The sequence below is a fragment of the Pseudomonas sp. NBRC 111138 genome (genome assembly GCF_001320835.1).
Lineage (GTDB): Bacteria > Pseudomonadota > Gammaproteobacteria > Pseudomonadales > Pseudomonadaceae > Aquipseudomonas > Aquipseudomonas paracarnis.
Window position 1 is genome coordinate 1 of record NZ_BCBO01000069.1, and the last position, 17,761, is coordinate 17,761.

General features: G+C 59.6%; 23 protein-coding genes. 6 read left to right on the plus strand and 17 right to left on the minus strand.

Translation table 11 applies throughout. The features are described from left to right. Positions 1 to 201 (minus strand): putative signal transducing protein (locus tag APH41_RS12565; protein WP_054919314.1); only part of this gene is annotated, 201 nt, incomplete at its 3' end. 32 nt (positions 202 to 233) lie between these two features. Then, a complete protein-coding gene (locus tag APH41_RS12570) occupies positions 234 to 416 on the minus strand; it encodes a CPXCG motif-containing cysteine-rich protein (RefSeq protein ID WP_054897012.1) in 183 nt (60 codons plus the stop codon). A 132-nt stretch (positions 417 to 548) separates the two neighbouring features. Between APH41_RS12570 and APH41_RS12575 the strand changes: the two genes are divergently transcribed. Beyond that, positions 549 to 1,712: a 1-acyl-sn-glycerol-3-phosphate acyltransferase gene (locus APH41_RS12575; RefSeq protein WP_169918829.1), complete on the plus strand. Its 1,164-nt coding sequence runs from the start codon at positions 549 to 551 to the stop codon at positions 1,710 to 1,712. 165 nt (positions 1,713 to 1,877) lie between these two features. Here APH41_RS12575 and APH41_RS12580 read toward each other — a convergent pair whose 3' ends face one another. After that, complete coding sequence (locus APH41_RS12580; RefSeq protein WP_034126322.1) at positions 1,878 to 2,135, minus strand: hypothetical protein; 258 nt, start codon at positions 2,133 to 2,135, stop codon at positions 1,878 to 1,880. 182 nt (positions 2,136 to 2,317) lie between these two features. Here APH41_RS12580 and APH41_RS12585 point away from each other — a divergent pair, with 182 nt between their 5' ends. After that, on the plus strand, positions 2,318 to 2,527 hold the full coding sequence (locus APH41_RS12585; protein WP_003188620.1) for a hypothetical protein: 210 nt from the start codon (positions 2,318 to 2,320) through the stop codon (positions 2,525 to 2,527). A gap of 60 nt (positions 2,528 to 2,587) precedes the next feature. On the opposite strand, the gene APH41_RS12590 is transcribed toward APH41_RS12585, so the two are convergent. Beyond that, entirely contained in the window at positions 2,588 to 3,172 is a 585-nt protein-coding gene (locus APH41_RS12590) for a YajG family lipoprotein (RefSeq protein WP_034126321.1), read from the minus strand. 183 nt (positions 3,173 to 3,355) lie between these two features. Between APH41_RS12590 and APH41_RS12595 the strand changes: the two genes are divergently transcribed. Then, positions 3,356 to 3,589 (plus strand): hypothetical protein, encoded by a 234-nt coding sequence (locus APH41_RS12595; RefSeq protein ID WP_034126320.1) that lies wholly within the window; start codon positions 3,356 to 3,358, stop codon positions 3,587 to 3,589. 727 nt (positions 3,590 to 4,316) lie between these two features. After that, the gene (gene mqo / locus APH41_RS12600; RefSeq protein WP_034126319.1) at positions 4,317 to 5,855 is read left to right on the plus strand and encodes a malate dehydrogenase (quinone); all 1,539 of its coding nucleotides are present in this window, start codon (positions 4,317 to 4,319) and stop codon (positions 5,853 to 5,855) included. Between the two features lie 98 nt (positions 5,856 to 5,953). Here the strand turns inward: mqo and APH41_RS12605 are convergent, their stop codons facing one another. The 3 genes from APH41_RS12605 to APH41_RS12615 all read right to left on the minus strand — a co-directional run bounded on the left by APH41_RS12605 (position 5,954) and on the right by APH41_RS12615 (position 7,481). Continuing rightward, positions 5,954 to 6,241, minus strand: a complete 288-nt coding sequence (locus tag APH41_RS12605) for a PA4642 family protein (RefSeq protein ID WP_003188614.1) — start codon at positions 6,239 to 6,241, stop codon at positions 5,954 to 5,956. 211 nt (positions 6,242 to 6,452) lie between these two features. Then, the gene (locus APH41_RS12610; protein WP_034126318.1) at positions 6,453 to 6,920 is read right to left on the minus strand and encodes a WbuC family cupin fold metalloprotein; all 468 of its coding nucleotides are present in this window, start codon (positions 6,918 to 6,920) and stop codon (positions 6,453 to 6,455) included. 3 nt (positions 6,921 to 6,923) lie between these two features. After that, complete coding sequence (locus APH41_RS12615) at positions 6,924 to 7,481, minus strand: hypoxanthine-guanine phosphoribosyltransferase (RefSeq protein ID WP_003188610.1); 558 nt, start codon at positions 7,479 to 7,481, stop codon at positions 6,924 to 6,926. Positions 7,482 to 7,646: 165 nt separating this feature from the next. On the opposite strand from APH41_RS12615, the gene upp reads away from it, so the two are divergent. Both upp and APH41_RS12625 read left to right on the plus strand, forming a co-directional pair. Then, positions 7,647 to 8,285 carry a uracil phosphoribosyltransferase gene (upp, locus tag APH41_RS12620; RefSeq protein ID WP_003188608.1) on the plus strand — a complete coding sequence of 213 codons (639 nt, stop codon included), beginning with the start codon at positions 7,647 to 7,649 and terminating at the stop codon, positions 8,283 to 8,285. Between the two features lie 2 nt (positions 8,286 to 8,287). After that, on the plus strand, positions 8,288 to 9,562 hold the full coding sequence (locus tag APH41_RS12625) for a uracil-xanthine permease family protein (RefSeq protein ID WP_003188606.1): 1,275 nt from the start codon (positions 8,288 to 8,290) through the stop codon (positions 9,560 to 9,562). A 127-nt stretch (positions 9,563 to 9,689) separates the two neighbouring features. Here the strand turns inward: APH41_RS12625 and hisC are convergent, their stop codons facing one another. The 10 genes from hisC to APH41_RS12675 form a co-directional block, all read right to left on the minus strand. Next, complete coding sequence (gene hisC, locus APH41_RS12630) at positions 9,690 to 10,742, minus strand: histidinol-phosphate transaminase (protein ID WP_054919315.1); 1,053 nt, start codon at positions 10,740 to 10,742, stop codon at positions 9,690 to 9,692. A gap of 3 nt (positions 10,743 to 10,745) precedes the next feature. Next, positions 10,746 to 12,062: a histidinol dehydrogenase gene (hisD, locus tag APH41_RS12635; protein WP_054919317.1), complete on the minus strand. Its 1,317-nt coding sequence runs from the start codon at positions 12,060 to 12,062 to the stop codon at positions 10,746 to 10,748. 128 nt (positions 12,063 to 12,190) lie between these two features. After that, on the minus strand, positions 12,191 to 12,826 hold the full coding sequence (gene hisG / locus APH41_RS12640; protein ID WP_003188599.1) for an ATP phosphoribosyltransferase: 636 nt from the start codon (positions 12,824 to 12,826) through the stop codon (positions 12,191 to 12,193). 211 nt (positions 12,827 to 13,037) lie between these two features. After that, entirely contained in the window at positions 13,038 to 14,303 is a 1,266-nt protein-coding gene (gene murA / locus APH41_RS12645) for a UDP-N-acetylglucosamine 1-carboxyvinyltransferase (RefSeq protein ID WP_034126315.1), read from the minus strand. Between the two features lie 23 nt (positions 14,304 to 14,326). Continuing rightward, entirely contained in the window at positions 14,327 to 14,566 is a 240-nt protein-coding gene (locus APH41_RS12650) for a BolA family protein (protein WP_003188597.1), read from the minus strand. 114 nt (positions 14,567 to 14,680) lie between these two features. Then, positions 14,681 to 14,986 carry a lipid asymmetry maintenance protein MlaB gene (locus APH41_RS12655; RefSeq protein ID WP_003188596.1) on the minus strand — a complete coding sequence of 102 codons (306 nt, stop codon included), beginning with the start codon at positions 14,984 to 14,986 and terminating at the stop codon, positions 14,681 to 14,683. Further along, on the minus strand, positions 14,983 to 15,630 hold the full coding sequence (locus APH41_RS12660; protein WP_054919319.1) for a phospholipid-binding protein MlaC: 648 nt from the start codon (positions 15,628 to 15,630) through the stop codon (positions 14,983 to 14,985). Before APH41_RS12660 ends, APH41_RS12655 begins: the two co-directional genes overlap by 4 nt. Before the next feature lie 11 nt (positions 15,631 to 15,641). Further along, positions 15,642 to 16,109 (minus strand): outer membrane lipid asymmetry maintenance protein MlaD, encoded by a 468-nt coding sequence (gene mlaD, locus APH41_RS12665; RefSeq protein WP_003188593.1) that lies wholly within the window; start codon positions 16,107 to 16,109, stop codon positions 15,642 to 15,644. Continuing rightward, positions 16,109 to 16,906 (minus strand): lipid asymmetry maintenance ABC transporter permease subunit MlaE, encoded by a 798-nt coding sequence (gene mlaE / locus APH41_RS12670; RefSeq protein ID WP_003188592.1) that lies wholly within the window; start codon positions 16,904 to 16,906, stop codon positions 16,109 to 16,111. The genes mlaD and mlaE overlap by 1 nt, the downstream gene beginning before the upstream one ends. After that, positions 16,906 to 17,715 (minus strand): ATP-binding cassette domain-containing protein, encoded by an 810-nt coding sequence (locus tag APH41_RS12675; protein ID WP_003188590.1) that lies wholly within the window; start codon positions 17,713 to 17,715, stop codon positions 16,906 to 16,908. Before APH41_RS12675 ends, mlaE begins: the two co-directional genes overlap by 1 nt. Between the last annotated feature and the right edge of the window lie 46 nt (positions 17,716 to 17,761).

Below are 17,761 nucleotides of genomic sequence, written 5' to 3' on the forward strand. Positions count from 1 at the left end.
GATATAGGCGGTGATCAGTTCGCGGGCGCAGGCGGCCTGGTCGTTGTCGACCTCCAGCCCCAGCAAGCCGAATATCGGCAACTCGCCCGTGCCGCCGAGCAAATGGCGCCCCACCAGGTGCGCCTCGATACCTTCACTGGCAAGCATCTGCTGCAACAACTCGCCCTCCATCAGATTTTCCGGTTCGTAGATTCGCTGCATGGGCGTACCTTTTTATTCGTTCTCGCTGCGCATTATTCATTTTCGCTGCGGGTTTCAAGCATCCACTCTTCACCATCAACTTGCAGGTCGAACGTGATCGGCCGGCAACACACTTGGCAGTCTTCTATATAGGTCTGGTCCCCGCCAGACAAATCCACCGTCGTCTCGACCGCTTCGCCACAATAAGGACAATCGTACAGCGCAGTTTCGAGCATCGCAGTCTCCTAGGTGACTTGTGCGTATAATCGCCGGTCTATTTACAGGGCTATTCTTGGCCGGCCCCTTATTCGGACCGCACCCTGACATTTCCTTTTACTTACCCTAGCCGTTTCTAACAAGAGAGCATGATGGGCGAATTCGATACCATCCGACCTTACAACGACAGCGAAGTCCCGGCAGTGCTGGCGCGCCTGTTCAGTGACAAGGCCTTTCTGGACATCCTGACCCACTTCCGCTTCCCGCGCTTTGCAGGCGCCCTGGGCTGGCTGCTCAAGCCAATGATTGCGCGCAAACTGCGCCGAGAGTTCGCTGGCGTCACCACCGTGGCCACGCTGCAGGACAAGGTCGAGTACTACGTTGACCACACCATTGACCGGGCGACCGACGGCGTGACCTATACCGGCGTCGAGCAACTGAAATCCGGCACTGCCTATCTGTTCCTGGCTAACCACCGCGACATCGTGATGGACCCGGCCTTCGTCAACTACGCCGTGTACCACGCCGGCCTGCCGACGCCGCGCATCGCCATCGGCGACAACCTGCTGCAAAAGCCGTTTGTCAGCGACCTGATGCGCCTGAACAAGAGCTTCATCGTGCACCGTTCGATTACCGGGCGAAAGGAGAAGATGGCGGCCTACAACCTGCTGTCGGCCTACATCAACCATTCGATCCGCAACGACTGCCAGTCGATCTGGATTGCCCAGGCTGAAGGCCGGGCTAAGGATGGTGATGACCGTACCGAATCGGCGATCCTCAAGATGTTCCACGTCAGCCGCAAGGACGAGCCATTTGCCGAGGTCATCCAGTCGTTGAACCTGACGCCTGTGTCCATCAGCTACGAGTACGACCCCTGCGATGCCGCCAAGGCCCGCGAGCTGTATATCCGCGCCACCACCGGCACCTACACCAAGGCACCGGGAGAGGATGATGTGAGCATTGCCTTGGGCATTACCGGCTATAAAGGCCGAGTGCACGTGAACTTTGCGCCGCCGATCACCGAGCGTTTCGAAGACACCAAGCTGCTGGCCGCGGAAATGGACCGGCAGATCCTCGGTGGCTATCGCTTGTTTCCGGTGCACTACCTGGCGTACGCGCAGTGGAGTGATGCCGACCCGCAATTGCAGGTGCCCAAGGCGGCGGACGTGTTCCCGGCCGATGAGCTGGCCAAGGCGAAGGCGGAATGGGAGCGGCGCTTGAACGAGTGCCCGGCGGAGCACCGGCCTTATCTGGTGGTGCAGTATGCGACGCCGGTACGCAACCAATACCGAGTCAAGGCTGGGATCCCCCTGTAATAGTGAGCCCACAGGGGATATGTGGCAGGCGCTGACTCTGCGGGCAGTACATGGCCAGTGTGGGAGCTGGCTTGCCTGCGATAGCGTTGGTTCAGTTAAAGATTCAGTGGCTGATACACCGCCTTCGCGGGCAAGCCCGCTCCCACATTTGGTTTCGCAGTGGAATTATAAGCGGGTGCTGAGCCAGGAGATGGCCAGGGCCAAGCCAAGGCAGGCGAACCCGACGCGGTACGCCAGGCGATGCGCCCGTTCGGTGCGTGTATCCAGAAACAGCATCGGTTGGTCGATAGCGCGCTCTTCGCTGCGCAGGGCCAGGTCAGCTATCGCACGCTGTGCATGCAGACGGGTGATGAACAACACCCAGGCGCCCGAGCAGGCAACCAACAGGGCAACAATATTAATGAGCAGTGCGGGCAGCGCCATCGCAAACCTCGGTAAATCAGTCTTCGGGTATCAGTCCAGGTACACACCTGAACGACAGTCGCCTCCTGCGCATTTAATGCTCCTTCCCCATTGACGGCTAATGTATCCAGTAATTTACGCCGTCACCTGAACGTCACCTTAACAAGCCACTCTGTTGCCCTTCGACGCTTGAGGAGCTTGTCATGTTGCATGCGCAAAACCAGGATCGGCTGTATTTGATCGCCCAGAGCGAGGAACAGGAGGCGCTGATCGGCAGTCTCGCGTTCAACGTTCAGGACCGCCATTGGCTGGTGTATTGCGCCCTCGGCGGGCACCAGCATGCCGATCTGCCGGAGCTGGATCTGCTCACCGGTGTGAGCATGCTGGACTTTTATGTCGATACGGCCGCATGACAAAAACCACGGGCACAAAAAAACCGGGCTCAGCGATGAGCCCGGTTTTTTGTGAGCGGCTTATTGCGCGCTGAGCAGTTGACCGATGCTTGGGTCCTTGAACAGGCGGGTCAAGGCATCACTGAGCACGTCGCTGACCAGCTTGGTGTTGGTTTCCTGGTTGGGCGACATGCCGAACCGCTGGTTGAGCGAGGCTGCGTAGCGGCCACTGTAGCGGCGGGTACCGGCACTGACGTCAGACTTGAAGGTAGCGCCGATGGAAGCCTCGGTCACATACAGGCCGTCTTTGGGCGACTGGTATTTCAGCTCGGCCAGGGTCACGGTCAGTTGCGGCACGCCTGGCGAGTTGGTCGGCGTAAAGCCCAGCAAACGCACAGCGGCTTCAGCCTGGGCCTGCAACTTGGGCAGCACATCCTGGCCGTTCACCGAAATCAGTGCGGTCTCAGGATACAGGCCGCCACGCGAACCCAGGGTTGGCGACGGGCGACCGTCAACCACGCGTACCGAAACCGGCTGGCCGTGGCCTACCGCCGCCAACTGCGCGGTGACTTTAGGTTGCGGGCTGAGTTGTTGCGGGCTGTTGGCGCAGCCGACAAGGGTCAAACTGGTCACAGTGATCAAACCGAACAACAGGCGTTGCAACATACGCATTTCTCCAGGACTAGGTGCAGACAGGACGCCAGTATAACGGTGCACGCGCACCACTCACCAGCGATCCTGAACGGCGGCTGAAGCCCCTGCGCAAATTACAAATTCGCATAAATTCGTCACCCCAGTGTCATGCCACACTGGCAACCTTCAAGCATGTAACACACCAGGTACACAGCCATGCGCCTTCTCAAGACCCTGTTCATGTCCCACGCTCGTCATCGCCACTTTGCCCTGCTTGATGCCCACGGACATTGCCTGGCCTTCAAGCAGTGCAGCCTGCCGCCCGTCGGTGAAGGCTGGGTGGAAGTGACCGAGACTCACCTGGGCTGGATGCACCGCCCACTGCCGGCCAGCGCCCGGGTCAGCCCAAAGGTTTTTCGCCCACGACACCGGCAAGCGTTGGCCTCCTGACCAGCCCCCTAATAAAAGTCATAAAACACGCCCATTTCACTGACGTTCTTCGCTACAATCTCCCCCCGATTATAAGGACGTCTCCTGATCGGGCCTCGCAGCATCGTTAATGCCCAGGCATTAGCCCCAAAATCGCCCACAGAGAGCCGCCCACACAGATCGAGTGAAGCTGGCGTGCTTGCTGTTTCCTTTGCAAACCACCCCGTCTTTTATCGAATCTGCCAGAGCTGCCATTGCGCTCGGCCACTTGAGTTGTTTGCCCGTTTTGCCGCGTGTCGGCAGAGGTTTACGGGCCAGGTGCCAGGCTGGGGCAGCCCTTTTTTGAGGTTCACGTCTTCAAAAGAGCGTGAAAAAACGGGTTTTCACAACTTCACAAGAGTGTGGCGAGCAAATGAATAGTTTGGCGTTTGTACAAGCACCATCAGCGTCTGGGTCAGCCCAATTACACAGGATCGAGCCTTCCTCAAAAACCGGAGCTTGAGCCTGTCCGCTACGGATTGGTTGCACGAATCGCACGCTTTGACCATAAGTCGAATTGCCACAGGCGCCCATGAATGCGTTCATAGGCAGATTAGCCCGGCAGGAAGCGTGTGCTGAAGTTGCAAAGAATTGCGAATCGGACATGGCGATCCTGGCCATGGGTAACCTGGGGCAACACGTGAACCGCCCCATCACTCCTGGCAGCCATGCCGTCAATTTGGTGCTGCAGATTTTGGAGACGCGTTAAATGGCGCATAACGAAGCAGTCGACGTAGTACTGGTAGGGGCCGGCATCATGAGTGCCACCCTGGCCGTACTGCTCAAAGAGCTCGACCCCGGCCTCACGCTGGAAGTCGTTGAGCTGATGGATTCGGGTGCCGCGGAGAGTTCCAACCCGTGGAACAACGCCGGTACCGGCCACGCCGGGCTGTGTGAGCTGAACTACACGCCGCAGGCCGCCGACGGTTCCATCGACATCAAGAAAGCCGTGCACATCAACACCCAGTTCGAGGTGTCGAAGCAGTTCTGGGCTTACCTGACCAAGAAGGGCACCTTTGGCTCGTCCAGGTCGTTCATCAGCCCGGTGCCGCACCTGAGCTTCGTGCAGGGCGACAAAGGCGTGTCCTTCCTCAAGAAGCGCTTTGAGACCCTCAGCCAGCACCACGCGTTTTCGGACATGCACTACACCGAAGACCGCAGCGAAATGGCCGAGTGGATGCCGCTGATGATGCCGGGCCGCCCGCTCGATGAAAAAATCGCCGCCACCCGTGTGATGAACGGCACAGACGTCAACTTTGGCGCCCTGACCAATCAGTTGCTCAGCCACCTGACCAGCTCGCCGGACGCCCAGGTCAAGTACTGCAAGCGCGTGACCGGCCTCAAGCGCAACGGCGCGGGCTGGACCGTGAGCATCAAGGACGTGAACAGCGGTAACAGCCGCGACGTCGATGCCAAGTTCGTATTCCTCGGCGCTGGCGGTGCGGCGCTGCCATTGCTGCAGGCCTCGGGCATCGAAGAGAGCAAAGGCTTCGGCGGCTTCCCGGTGAGCGGCCAGTGGCTGCGTTGCGACAACCCGGAAGTGGTCAAGCAGCACCAGGCCAAGGTCTACAGCCAGGCTGCCGTGGGCTCGCCGCCGATGTCCGTGCCGCACCTGGACACCCGCGTAGTGGATGGCAAGAAATCCCTGCTGTTCGGGCCATACGCCGGTTTCACCACCAAGTTCCTCAAACACGGCTCGTTCCTTGACCTGCCGATGTCGATTCGCGCCGGCAACATCGGCCCGATGCTGGCCGTGGCCCGCGACAACATGGACCTGACCAAGTACCTGGTCAGCGAAGTGCGCCAGTCCATGGAACAGCGCCTGGAATCCCTGCGTCGCTTCTACCCCGAGGCGAAAGCCGAAGACTGGCGCCTGGAAGTGGCCGGCCAGCGCGTGCAAATCATCAAGAAAGATCCGAAGAAAGGCGGCGTGCTGCAGTTCGGCACCGAACTGGTTGCTGCCAAGGACGGTTCGCTTGCAGCGCTGCTGGGCGCGTCTCCAGGTGCTTCGGTCACCGTCTCGATCATGCTGGAGCTGATCGAGCGCTGCTTCCCGCAGAAAGCCGCCGGTGAATGGGCCACCAAGCTGCACGAGATCTTCCCGGCGCGCGAGAAAGTGCTGGAGACGGACGCCGAGCTGTATCGCAAGATCAACACGCAGAACAACATCAGCCTGGAGCTGGTGGAACCTGTAGGAGCGAGCTCGCTCGCGAAAAACGTCAACGATAACGCGGCGCAAGTGGATTAAGGCGCCGCTCCCAGGTTCTTCGCGAGCAAGCTCGCTCCTACCGTTAAAAGCAAAACGCCCCGGACTCTGAAGCCGGGGCGTTTTTTTTGCTCGGACAATCAGCCGCGGGCGTTGTCGATCAGTTCGATGTACTCGGCGGCGTTGCGCTGGTCCTTGATCAGGTCGACGAAGGTCTGGCCATGCTCGTCCTTGCCGTCCAGGTCCAGGCCTGCTTCTTTGAAAAAGCCCAGGAAACGCTCGAAGTCGTCGATACGCAGGCCGCGATAGGCCTTGATCAGTTTGTGCAGGGACGGCGACGTCGCATCGACCGGCTCGAAGTCCAGGAACAACTTGATCTGGTCGTCACCGATTTCGTCGCCAATCACCTGTTTCTTATCTTTACGCATTACCGACTCCAGCCTGCAGACATTTACACGGGGTTTGAAGTCTACCTGCGCGACGCCGGATGTGGGAGGGGGCTCGCCCTAATACCTGTAGGAGCGAGCTTGCTCGCGAAAAGCTCAAAGGCGCCGCGTTTATTCAGGAAGCACGCGTTATCGTTGACGTTTTTCGCGAGCAAGCTCGCTCCTACAGACGCCCACATTTGGATGCCAGTGTTCAGTCGAACTGAGCAAGCATCCAGCGCTGGTAGTCAGCCACACCTGCATCACCTTCTCGCGGTGCCCAATCAGCCAGTTCGCCCTCACCCACCGGTCGATAAGGCCCGGCCTTGCATTCGAACATCACCGTGTCAGGCTCCAGCACCACCAGGCCATGAAACACTCCCGGCGGCAGATCGACGCCTGCGCACTCGCCACCCGCCTGCATCACGCGTTTGGCGATCACTTCACCCGCATCGGTGAATATCAGCAGACCGAGGCGCCCCTGAAGCACCAGCAAAGTCTCGGCCTTGTCGGCGCTCAGGTGCCGATGAGGCGGCACATAGGTACTCGGCTGCAGCGCCACCGCGAGGCGATGACACGGCTCCTCCATCTGGTGGAAATTATGGTGGTATCGGCCACGGGGGCTATCGCCCGCTTTCTCGGCCAACTCTGCAAATAAGGTCTGATCAAGAAAGCGGGCCATCGATTACATCCCTTTAACGGCGTAGATGCCATTGGCGTTACGCCAGTAGCCCTTGTAGTCCATGCCATACCCGAAGATATAACGGTCAACGCACGGCAATCCGACGAAATCGGCTTTGAGCTCAGGACGAGCCTTGCGGTCGTGGTCTTTGTCGATCAGTACGGCGGTGTGCACTTTGCGTGCGCCGGCATGTTTGCAGAAGTCGATGATCGCACCCAGGGTGTGACCCTCATCGAGAATGTCATCGATGATCAGCACATCACGGTCGATGAAAGACACTTCCGGCTTGGCCTTCCAGAACAAGTCGCCGCCGCTGGTTTCATTGCGATAGCGGGTGGCATGCAGGTAAGAGGCTTCCAATGGGAACTGCAGGTGAGTCAGCAATTTGCCGGCGAAGATCAGGCCACCGTTCATCACGCAGAAGACCACCGGGTTGGTGTCGGCCATTTCACGAGTAATGTGCGCGCCGACCTTGGCGATCGCTGCTTCGACTTGCGCTTCGGTGTACAGGCAGTCAGCCTCGTGCATGATTTGACGGATATGCTCGAGATCAGCAGACATGGCGCTCTCCAAGGGGGGTGCTGTGGCAAGAAAAGCGGGCGAAGGTACGCTTCTCGTGCGCTCCAATCAAGCCTTTATGGACTAACGTACTTGATGTCTATAGGACAACACCCTCGGATAGATTAATCTAGGCCGGTTTTTTTGCCCGCCGCCGGAGCCTTTCCTATGCCCACTCGCGAGATCCGCCACCCGCTGATCCGACACAAACTCGGCCTTATGCGCCGTGCCGACATTAGCACGAAGAACTTCCGTGAGCTTGCTCAGGAAGTCGGAGCGTTGCTCACTTACGAAGCCACCAAGGATTTGCCCCTGGAAACCTACGAGATCCCCGGTTGGGCCGGTCCCGTACAAGTGGAGAAAATCGCCGGTAAGAAAATTACCGTGGTACCGATCCTGCGCGCCGGTATCGGCATGCTTGAAGGTGTGCTCAGCCTGATTCCGGGCGCCAAGGTCAGCGCCGTGGGCGTGGCCCGCAATGAAGAAACGCTGCAGGCCCACACCTACCTGGAAAAACTCGTCCCGGAAATCAACGAGCGCCTGGCCATGATCATCGACCCGATGCTCGCCACCGGCAGTTCCATGGTAGCCACCATCGACCTGCTGAAAAAAGCCGGTTGCCGGGACATCCGTGCCATGGTGCTGGTGGCCGCGCCAGAAGGCATCGCCGCCGTCGAGAAGGCCCATCCGGATGTACAGATCTACACCGCATCCATCGATGAGCGCCTGAATGAACACGGCTACATCATCCCGGGCCTGGGCGATGCCGGTGACAAGATCTTCGGCACCAAGCAGAAGGACGCGTGAACATGCAGGATGAATTCAACGACCCGCTTTGGCGCCAGATCCTGTCTGGCGCACAAATGCTCTTCGTAGCATTTGGCGCGTTGGTGTTGATGCCGCTGATCACAGGTCTTGATCCAAACGTCGCGCTGTTTACCGCAGGCCTTGGCACGTTGCTATTCCAGGTGGTGACAGGGCGGCAGGTGCCGGTATTTTTGGCATCGAGCTTCGCGTTCATCACCCCGATCATTCTCGCCAAGGGCCAGTTCGGCCTCGCAGCGACCATGGGCGGGGTCATGGCAGCAGGTTTCGTCTATACGTTCCTGGGCCTGGCCGTGAAGGTCAAGGGCACCGGTTTTATCGACCGGCTGCTGCCGCCCGTGGTGATCGGCCCGGTGATCATCTCGATCGGCCTGGCCATGGCGCCGATTGCCGCCAACATGGCCATGGGCAAGTCCGGCGACGGTGCAGAGCTGATCCACTACCAGACGGCAATGCTGATTTCGATGCCAGCGCTGCTCACCACCTTGATCGTGGCGGTGTTCGGCAAGGGCATTTTCCGCCTGGTGCCGATCATTTCCGGCGTGCTGGTGGGTTTTGCCATGTCGTTCTACTTTGGTGTGGTCGACACGGCGAAAATCGCCGCTGCGCCGTGGTTCGCCCTGCCCCACTTCACCGCGCCGGAGTTCAACTGGCAGGCCATCCTGTTTATCGTCCCGGTAGCACTGGCCCCGGCGATCGAGCATATCGGTGGTGTGATTGCGGTAGGCAGCGTGACCGGCCGCGATTACCTGAAAAAGCCTGGCCTGCATCGCACGCTGCTGGGTGACGGTATCGCCACCACGGCTGCCGGCATGTTTGGCGGCCCGCCAAACACCACCTACGCCGAAGTGACCGGCGCCGTGATGCTGACCAAGAACTACAACCCGAAAATCATGACCTGGGCGGCAGTGTTTGCCATCAGCCTGGCATTCATCGGCAAGTTCGGCGCACTGCTGCAGAGTATCCCGGTGCCGGTGATGGGCGGGATTTTGTGCCTGCTGTTCGGCTCGATTGCCGCGGTGGGGATGAACACGCTGATTCGCCACAAGATCGACCTGGGCGAGGCGCGCAACCTGGTGATTGTGTCGGTAACACTGGTGTTCGGGATTGGCGGTGTGCTGGTCGGTACCGGCACCGGCCCGGATGATTTCGGCCTCAAGGGCATCGCCCTGTGTGCGGTGGTGGCGATTGGTTTGAATTTGTTGCTGCCGGGCAATGATGGCTGGAAGAACAAGAAGCCGGATGAGCCGCTGCTGTAACTGACTAAACGCAAATCAGTGTGGGAGCTGGCTTGCCTGCGATGCCGGTGTATCAAACGACAGATAGGTCGACTGTTACACCGTCATCGCAGGCAAGCCAGCTCCCACATTTGATTTTCAGCGTCTGTCAGAGCTCGCCGAGCCCGTCGATCAGCGCCTGGTTCTGCTCCGGCGTCCCGATGCTGATGCGCAGGAACTGAGCAATCCGCTCCTGCTTGAAGTGCCGCACGATCACCCCTTGCTCACGCAACTTGGCGGCAAGCCCTGCAGCGTCATGCCGCGGGTGACGCGCAAAGATGAAGTTCGCTGCCGACGGCAATACCTCAAACCCCTTGCCCTGCAATTGCGCGACGACCTGGTTGCGGCTGTCGATCACCCACTGACAGGTTTTCTCGAAATATTCACGGTCGTCAAACGCGGCCGCCGCGCCAACAATCGCCAACCGATCCAACGGGTAGGAGTTGAAGCTGTTCTTGACCCGCTCCAGCGCTTCGATCAGGTCTGGGTGGCCCACGGCCAGGCCCACACGCAAACCGGCCAGTGAGCGCGATTTGGACAGGGTCTGTGTCACCAGCAGGTTCGGGTAACGGTCTACCAGGCTGATGGCAGTTTCGCCGCCGAAGTCGATATAGGCTTCATCGACCACCACCACCGAATCCGGGCTGGCCTTGAGGATCTGCTCCACCGCGTCCAGCGCCAGTACGCAGCCGGTGGGCGCGTTAGGGTTGGGGAAGATGATCCCGCCGTTGGGCCTGGCATAGTCAGTGGCCCGAATCTGGAACTGTTCGTCCAGTGGCACCGCGTCGAACGTGATGCCGTACAGGCCGCAGTACACCGGGTAGAAGCTGTAGCTGATGTCCGGGAACAGCAGCGGCAGATCGTGCTGGAACAGACCATGGAAGATGTGCGCCAAGACTTCGTCGGAACCGTTGCCGAGGAACACCTTGCCGGCATCGATCCCGTAATACCTGGCCACGGCCTGCTTGAGCAGGTCGCTGTTGGGGTCCGGGTACAGGCGCAAGTTGTCGTTCAACTCGGCCTGCATTGCCGCCAGCGCCTTGGGCGATGGGCCGTAGGGGTTTTCGTTGGTGTTGAGCTTGACCAGCTTGGTCAGCTTCGGTTGCTCACCGGGTACGTAAGGCACCAGGTCTTTGACGAAAGGGCTCCAGAATTTGCTCATGCCTTACTCTCCCTTGACGATGCGGTATTCAGCGCTGCGTGCGTGCGCGCTGAGGGATTCACCACGGGCCAGCACCGAGGCGGTCTTGCCCAGTTCGGAAGCGCCTTGTGGCGAGCAGAAGATAATCGACGAGCGCTTCTGGAAGTCGTACACCCCCAGCGGCGACGAGAAACGCGCAGTGCCGGAGGTTGGCAACACGTGATTGGGGCCGGCGCAATAGTCGCCCAGGGCTTCGCTGGTGTGACGGCCCATGAAGATCGCCCCAGCGTGACGGATCGATGGCAACCAGGCCTGTGGGTCCGCTACGGACAGCTCAAGGTGCTCCGGTGCGATGCGATTGGCCACTTCAATGGCCTGCTCCATGTCACGCACCAGAATCAGCGCACCACGGCCGTTGATCGACTTCTCGATGATCTCGGCACGCTCCATGGTCGGCAGCAGCTTATTGATGCTGGCGGCGACCTTGTCGAGGAACTCGGCATCGGGGCTGACCAGGATCGCCTGGGCGTCTTCATCGTGCTCCGCCTGGGAGAACAGGTCCATGGCGATCCAGTCCGGGTCGGTCTGGCCGTCACACACCACGAGGATTTCGGAAGGACCGGCAATCATGTCGATACCGACCTGGCCGAACACATGGCGTTTGGCGGTGGCGACGTAGATATTGCCGGGGCCGACCACTTTGTCGACCTTCGGCACGCTTTCGGTGCCATAAGCCAGCGCTGCGACGGCCTGGGCGCCACCGATGGTGAACACACGGTCCACACCGGCGATGCAGGCGGCAGCCAGCACCAGCTCGTTGATTTCGCCACGCGGGGTCGGCACCACCATGACCACTTCGGTCACACCTGCGACTTTGGCCGGGATCGCATTCATCAACACCGACGATGGATACGACGCCTTACCGCCCGGCACGTACAGACCGGCGCGGTCCAGTGGCGTGACCTTCTGGCCCAGCACAGTGCCGTCGGCCTCGGTGTAGCTCCAGGAGTCCTGCTTCTGCTTTTCGTGATAGCTGCGTACCCGCGCCGCAGCGACTTCGAGGGCTTCGCGCTGCGGTGCGGTGATGCGCGTCAGCGCCAGCTCCAGGCGTTCACGCGGCAGGATCAGGTCAGCCATGGACTGCACGTCCAGGCCGTCGAACTGGCGGGTGAAGTCCACCAGCGCAGCATCACCGCGCTCACGCACGGCCTTGATGATGTCGAGCACCCGCTGGTTGACCGAGTCGTCGGACACGCTTTCCCAGCTCAGCAGATGATCCAGATGATGGGCGAAATCCGGGTCGGCAGCGTTGAGTCGGGCAATTGCAGTGGACGTGGTCATAGCGAGGGCCTCAATAGAATTGGCAAAAACTCAGGCGCCCTAAACTAGCAGTCGTTTCCGCTTGGGCACCTGAGAATTCTGGCTATGAGGCGGATAGACGGGCGTAGCTCTTCAGCTACGCGGGGGAGTCAACCGCGGTGTCGAGACTCCACTGCCTTGCGCAGGGTGTCGATCAACGCCTGGATACGGGCGTGCTGCATCTTCATCGATGCTTTGTTGACGATCAGGCGGGAGCTGATGTCAGCGATAAAATCCTGGGGCTCCAAACCGTTGGCGCGCAGGGTGTTGCCGGTGTCGACCACGTCGATGATCTTGTCCGCCAGGCCGATCAGCGGTGCCAGCTCCATGGAGCCGTAGAGCTTGATGATATCGACCTGACGGCCCTGTTCGGCGTAATAGCGCTTGGCAACGTTGACGAACTTGGTGGCGACCCGCAGGCGGCCCTTGGGTTCGACATCACCGACGCGGCCGGCGGTCATCAGCTTGCACAGTGCGATGCGCAGGTCCAGGGGCTCGTACAGGCCCTGGCCGCCGTATTCCATCAGCACGTCCTTGCCGGCAACACCCAGGTCGGCGGCGCCATGTTCAACGTAGGTCGGCACGTCGGTAGCCCGCACGATCAGCAGGCGCACGTCGTCCTGGGTCGTGGGGATGATCAGCTTGCGGCTCTTGTCCGGATTCTCGGTCGGCACGATGCCCGCTTCAGCCAGAAGCGGCAACGTGTCGTCAAGGATGCGGCCCTTGGACAGTGCGATGGTCAACATGGGAAATGTCAGTCCTTCATCAGGCTATTGCTGTCCGGTCGCAAACGGCGCCAGACACAGATCGAGGCCATGACAGCCTCGATTTGAAACAAACCAGTCAACAACAAACTGTGGCGAGGGAGCTTGCTCCCGCTGAGACGCGAAGCGGCCCTCGAAGAGCGGGACTGCTACGCAGTCCAGCGGGAGCAAGCTCCCTCGCCACAAACAGGGACTAGCCCGGTACGCGGCGAATCTTCGCGCCGAGCATCTGCAGTTTCTCTTCGATGCACTCGTAACCACGGTCTATGTGGTAGATGCGGTCGATCAGGGTGTCACCTTCGGCGCACAGTGCCGAGATTACCAGGCTGGCCGAGGCACGCAGGTCGGTTGCCATGACTGGCGCGCCCTTGAGCTTGTCGATCCCGGTGACGATGGCGGTGTTGCCTTCGACCTGGATCTTGGCGCCCATGCGGTGCAGTTCATACACGTGCATGAAGCGGTTTTCGAAGATGGTCTCGATCACGGCACCGGTGCCTTCGGCAATCGCGTTCAAGGAGATGAACTGCGCTTGCATGTCGGTCGGGAACGCCGGGTACGGAGCGGTACGCACGTTGACGGCTTTTGGCCGCTTGCCGTGCATGTTCAGCTCGATCCAGTCTTCGCCGGTGGTGATCTCTGCGCCGGCTTCCTTGAGTTTTTCCAGGACGGCTTCCAGGATGGTCGGATCGGTGTCCTTGACCTTCACACGGCCACCGGTCACGGCAGCGGCAACCAGGTAGGTACCGGTCTCGATGCGGTCAGGCATGACTTTGTAGGTGGCGGTGTGCAGACGCTCTACACCATCAATAGTGATGGTGTCGGTGCCAGCACCGGAAACCTTCGCGCCCATGGCGTTGAGGAAGTTGGCCAGGTCGACCACTTCCGGCTCGCGTGCGGCGTTCTGCAACACGCTGCGACCGTTGGCCAGGGCAGCGGCCATCATGATGTTCTCGGTACCGGTGACGCTGACGGTATCAAAGAAGAAGTTCGCGCCGCGCAGGCCGCCTTCCGGCGCCTTGGCCTTGATGTAGCCGCCTTCGACGTCGATGACTGCGCCCATGGCCTCAAGGCCACGGATGTGCAGGTCGACCGGACGCGAACCAATGGCGCAACCGCCAGGCAAGGCTACTTCGGCTTCGCCGAAACGGGCAACCATAGGGCCCAGCACCAGGATCGACGCACGCATGGTTTTCACCAGTTCGTACGGAGCGACCAGGGTCTTGATGGTGCGTGGGTCGATTTCGACGGCCAGCTTCTCGTCGATCACCGGCTCAATGCCCATGCGACCGAACAACTCGATCATGGTGGTGATGTCGTGCAGGTGCGGCAGGTTGGCCACAGTCACCGGGCCATCGCACAGCAGGGTCGCTGCCAGAATCGGCAAGGCGGAGTTTTTCGCACCGGAAATGCGAATCTCGCCATCAAGGCGGGCACCGCCGGTAATAATCAATTTATCCATAAGAATCTCGACGCCTTGGGGGCTCAGGTGCGCTCGGCCCAGGCCGCGCGGCTGAAAAATTTCATAGTGACCGCATGGATGCTGCCATCGGTGATCCATGGGTTCAAATGGGCATAGATCTGCTGCTGACGCTTGACCGGGCTCAATGCCGCCAGTTCATCGCTAATCACGTTCAGCTGGAAATTGCAGCCTTCGCCTTCGACTTCTACAGTCGTTTCAGGCAGCTTTCCTTCAAGGAAGCTCTTAACTTCTAGGGCCTGCATGCTCAACCTCTATCGGCGCCCAGTGCGCACGGGTCGCACATCATACAAAAAAGCCCCGCGCCTGCGAACCCCGCATAGCAGGACTCTGACGGGGGGCTTCTTTAATAATGTGTATCAGGGATGCGCCAGCAGCTCGGTCAAACCGGAAACTTCGGCAATTTCGCGCATGTCTTCTGGTAACGCACGGATGCTGACCGGTTTTTTCGCCGCCTCGGCATCACGCATGAAGCACAGCAACAACGACAGGCCGACGCTGCTGGACTTGGTCACCGCCGAGCAATCAAGCACCAGCTCTGGCGCCTTGCTGGCCTTGATCAGCGCCTGGCCCTGCTTGCGCAGGTCAGGCCCGGTGCGGTAATCCAGCACGCCGCTGAGGAACAGCTCGCCGGCGTCGCCGATACGAACAGCCGACTCGGTCATTGCGCAGGCTTCCCGGCAGCTTTGTCTGTTTCTTCCTTGGCCTTGGCCACTTCACCGGCCCAACCGTTGATGGTCTTGTCCAGATCGTTGCCATTGCGCTGCATCGCGTCGGCGAACTGATCACGGAACAGCTTGCCGATGTTGATACCGTTGATGATCACGTTACGCAGTTTCCACTCACCGTTGATCTTCGTCAGGGTGTAGGACACAGGGTACACGGCGCCATTGCTGCCGGAGACTTTCATTCCGACTTCGGCACGGTCGCCCGACTCGTCCTTGGGCGCATCAACGATAATGCCCTGGTTGTTGTATTCCAGCAGAGCGTTACCGTAGAACTGGAACAGCCCCTTCTTGAAGTTTTCCTGGAACGTCTGCATTTGCGCAGGCGTAGCTTTGCGCGAATATTTGACCGTCATGATGCTTTTGGAGATGCCTTCAGCATCGACCACAGGGCCAACGATCGTGTTGAGCGCGTTATAGAACCTGGAAGGGTCTTGCTTGTACTGTTCTTTATTAGCCTTGAGGTCAGCCAGCATTTTGCTGGTGGTGTCCTGCACCAAATCGTGGGCAGAACCTGCCGCGTTGGCCATCATCGGCAATGCTGCAAGCAGTACCAGCAGGCCACGTCGCAAGGTAGAGATCATGAACAGATTCCTCATTTAGCGTCTTTATTGACCGTATTGAGCAAAAATTTCCCGATCAGGTCTTCAAGCACCAGCGACGACTGTGTGTCGTGGATGGTCGAACCATCCTTGAGCAGGGCTGTTTCCCCCCCCACGCTGACCCCGATGTACTTCTCGCCCAGCAAACCCGCAGTGAGGATAGATGCCGTGGAGTCAGTTGGCAGATTATCTACCTTCTTGTCCAGTTGCATCGTCACCCGACCGGTAAAGCTGTCGCGATCCAGATCGATTGCCGTGACCTTGCCGATGGTGACACCGGCCATGGTCACTTTGGATCTGACCGTCAAACCGGCGATATTGTCGAAGTACGCGTAAAGTTTATAGGTATCGGCGGTAGGGCTGGCCGACAGGCCGCTGACTCGCAGGGCCAACAACAGTAAAGCCAGGATGCCAGCCAGCAAGAAAAGGCCGACACCGATTTCCACAGTGCGGTTTTGCATCAGAAATCTCCAAACATCAAGGCGGTCAAAATGAAGTCAAGGCCCAGTACCGCCAACGAAGCGTATACGACGGTCTTGGTAGTGGCACGGCTGATCCCCTCTGAAGTGGGCTCACAGTCATAGCCTTGGAATACGGCAATCCAGGTCACCACAAAGGCAAAGACAATGCTCTTTATGATGCCGTTGAGCACGTCACCGGTGAAGGTCACGCTGTTTTGCATGTTGGCCCAGTAGGAGCCGTCGTAGACCCCCAGCCAGTCAACCGCCACCCACGAACCACCCCAGATACCCACCACGCTGAAGATCATTGCCAGCAGTGGCAGGGAAATGAAGCCGGCCCACAGGCGCGGGGCAACAATGTACTTGAGCGGGTCCACGCCGATCATTTCCAGGCTGGACAGCTGCTCAGTGGATTTCATATTGCCGATTTCAGCGGTCAGCGCCGATCCTGCACGCCCTGCGAACAACAAGGCGGTAACCACCGGGCCAAGCTCACGCAACAGGGTCAGGGCCACCATCTGCCCTACCGCCTGCTCCGAGCCGTAGCTGGACAGGATATTGAAACCCTGCAGCGCCAGCACCATGCCGATGAATACGCCGGAGACCACGATGATCACCAGGGACATCACCCCCACCGAGTGCAGCTGCTTGACCAGCAGGCCAAAGCCGCCGCCGATACCGCCTCGCCCCAGCAAGGCGTGAAACAGGAAAATGGTCGAACGCCCCAGCACTTCGACGATGTCGATGCCCGAGCGACCGAAAAGGCGAACCTTCTCGATAAGAGATGTCTTGCGCATCAGCGCTTCCCCAGAAGATCTGAGCGGTAGTCCGCTGCCGGAAAGTGAAAAGGCACCGGGCCATCGGGGTTGCCGGTCATGAATTGGCGAATGCGCGGGTTATCGGCGTTCATCAACTCTTCAGGCGTACCCTGCCCCAGCACCTGACCATCACCCACTACATATAGGTAGTCGGCGATGCTCGCGGTTTCGGCCAGGTCGTGGGAAACCACGATACTGGTGATCCCCAATGCATCGTTGAGCAGGCGGATCAGGCGCACCAACACGCCCATGGCGATCGGATCCTGACCTACGAATGGCTCGTCATACATGAGGATCTGTGGGTCGAGGGCAATCGCCCGCGCCAAGGCAACACGGCGCTTCATGCCGCCAGACAACTCGTCCGGCATCAGGTCGATGGCGCCGCGAAGCCCTACGGCCTGCAGTTTCAACAACACGATGTCACGAATCATTTCATCGGACAGCTGGGTGTGCACCCGCAGCGGAAAGGCTACGTTTTCGAACACATCGAGGTCGGTGAACAGCGCGCCGCTCTGAAATAGCACGCCCATATGCTTGCGCGCATCGAACAGATCGCTACGCGACAGCGTTGGCAGGTTCTGGCCGTTGACCCACACTTCCCCGGCACTGGGGCGCAATTGCATGCCCATCAGGCGCAACAGGGTGGTCTTGCCGCAACCGGAAGGCCCCATGATGCCCGTGACCTTGCCGCGAGGAATGCGAATATCGACGTTATTGAAGATGCTGCGCGTACCGCGCTTGAAGGTAAGACCCTTCAGCTCGACCGCGTAGGCGTTATCGGCACTCATCTAATCTCCTTGGGATGCAGCCTTTCACTCAGACACCATGTGTGCG

Coding starts and splice junctions, on each gene's coding strand:
- APH41_RS12570 (WP_054897012.1), bottom strand. CDS start 416: ATGCTCGAAACTGCGCTGTACGATTGTCCTTATTGTGGCGAAGCGGTC.
- APH41_RS12575 (WP_169918829.1), top strand. CDS start 549: ATGGGCGAATTCGATACCATCCGACCTTACAACGACAGCGAAGTCCCG.
- APH41_RS12580 (WP_034126322.1), bottom strand. CDS start 2,135: ATGGCGCTGCCCGCACTGCTCATTAATATTGTTGCCCTGTTGGTTGCC.
- APH41_RS12585 (WP_003188620.1), top strand. CDS start 2,318: ATGTTGCATGCGCAAAACCAGGATCGGCTGTATTTGATCGCCCAGAGC.
- APH41_RS12590 (WP_034126321.1), bottom strand. CDS start 3,172: ATGTTGCAACGCCTGTTGTTCGGTTTGATCACTGTGACCAGTTTGACC.
- APH41_RS12595 (WP_034126320.1), top strand. CDS start 3,356: ATGCGCCTTCTCAAGACCCTGTTCATGTCCCACGCTCGTCATCGCCAC.
- mqo (WP_034126319.1), top strand. CDS start 4,317: ATGGCGCATAACGAAGCAGTCGACGTAGTACTGGTAGGGGCCGGCATC.
- APH41_RS12605 (WP_003188614.1), bottom strand. CDS start 6,241: ATGCGTAAAGATAAGAAACAGGTGATTGGCGACGAAATCGGTGACGAC.
- APH41_RS12610 (WP_034126318.1), bottom strand. CDS start 6,920: ATGGCCCGCTTTCTTGATCAGACCTTATTTGCAGAGTTGGCCGAGAAA.
- APH41_RS12615 (WP_003188610.1), bottom strand. CDS start 7,481: ATGTCTGCTGATCTCGAGCATATCCGTCAAATCATGCACGAGGCTGAC.
- upp (WP_003188608.1), top strand. CDS start 7,647: ATGCCCACTCGCGAGATCCGCCACCCGCTGATCCGACACAAACTCGGC.
- APH41_RS12625 (WP_003188606.1), top strand. CDS start 8,288: ATGCAGGATGAATTCAACGACCCGCTTTGGCGCCAGATCCTGTCTGGC.
- hisC (WP_054919315.1), bottom strand. CDS start 10,742: ATGAGCAAATTCTGGAGCCCTTTCGTCAAAGACCTGGTGCCTTACGTA.
- hisD (WP_054919317.1), bottom strand. CDS start 12,062: ATGACCACGTCCACTGCAATTGCCCGACTCAACGCTGCCGACCCGGAT.
- hisG (WP_003188599.1), bottom strand. CDS start 12,826: ATGTTGACCATCGCACTGTCCAAGGGCCGCATCCTTGACGACACGTTG.
- murA (WP_034126315.1), bottom strand. CDS start 14,303: ATGGATAAATTGATTATTACCGGCGGTGCCCGCCTTGATGGCGAGATT.
- APH41_RS12650 (WP_003188597.1), bottom strand. CDS start 14,566: ATGCAGGCCCTAGAAGTTAAGAGCTTCCTTGAAGGAAAGCTGCCTGAA.
- APH41_RS12655 (WP_003188596.1), bottom strand. CDS start 14,986: ATGACCGAGTCGGCTGTTCGTATCGGCGACGCCGGCGAGCTGTTCCTC.
- APH41_RS12660 (WP_054919319.1), bottom strand. CDS start 15,630: ATGATCTCTACCTTGCGACGTGGCCTGCTGGTACTGCTTGCAGCATTG.
- mlaD (WP_003188593.1), bottom strand. CDS start 16,109: ATGCAAAACCGCACTGTGGAAATCGGTGTCGGCCTTTTCTTGCTGGCT.
- mlaE (WP_003188592.1), bottom strand. CDS start 16,906: ATGCGCAAGACATCTCTTATCGAGAAGGTTCGCCTTTTCGGTCGCTCG.
- APH41_RS12675 (WP_003188590.1), bottom strand. CDS start 17,715: ATGAGTGCCGATAACGCCTACGCGGTCGAGCTGAAGGGTCTTACCTTC.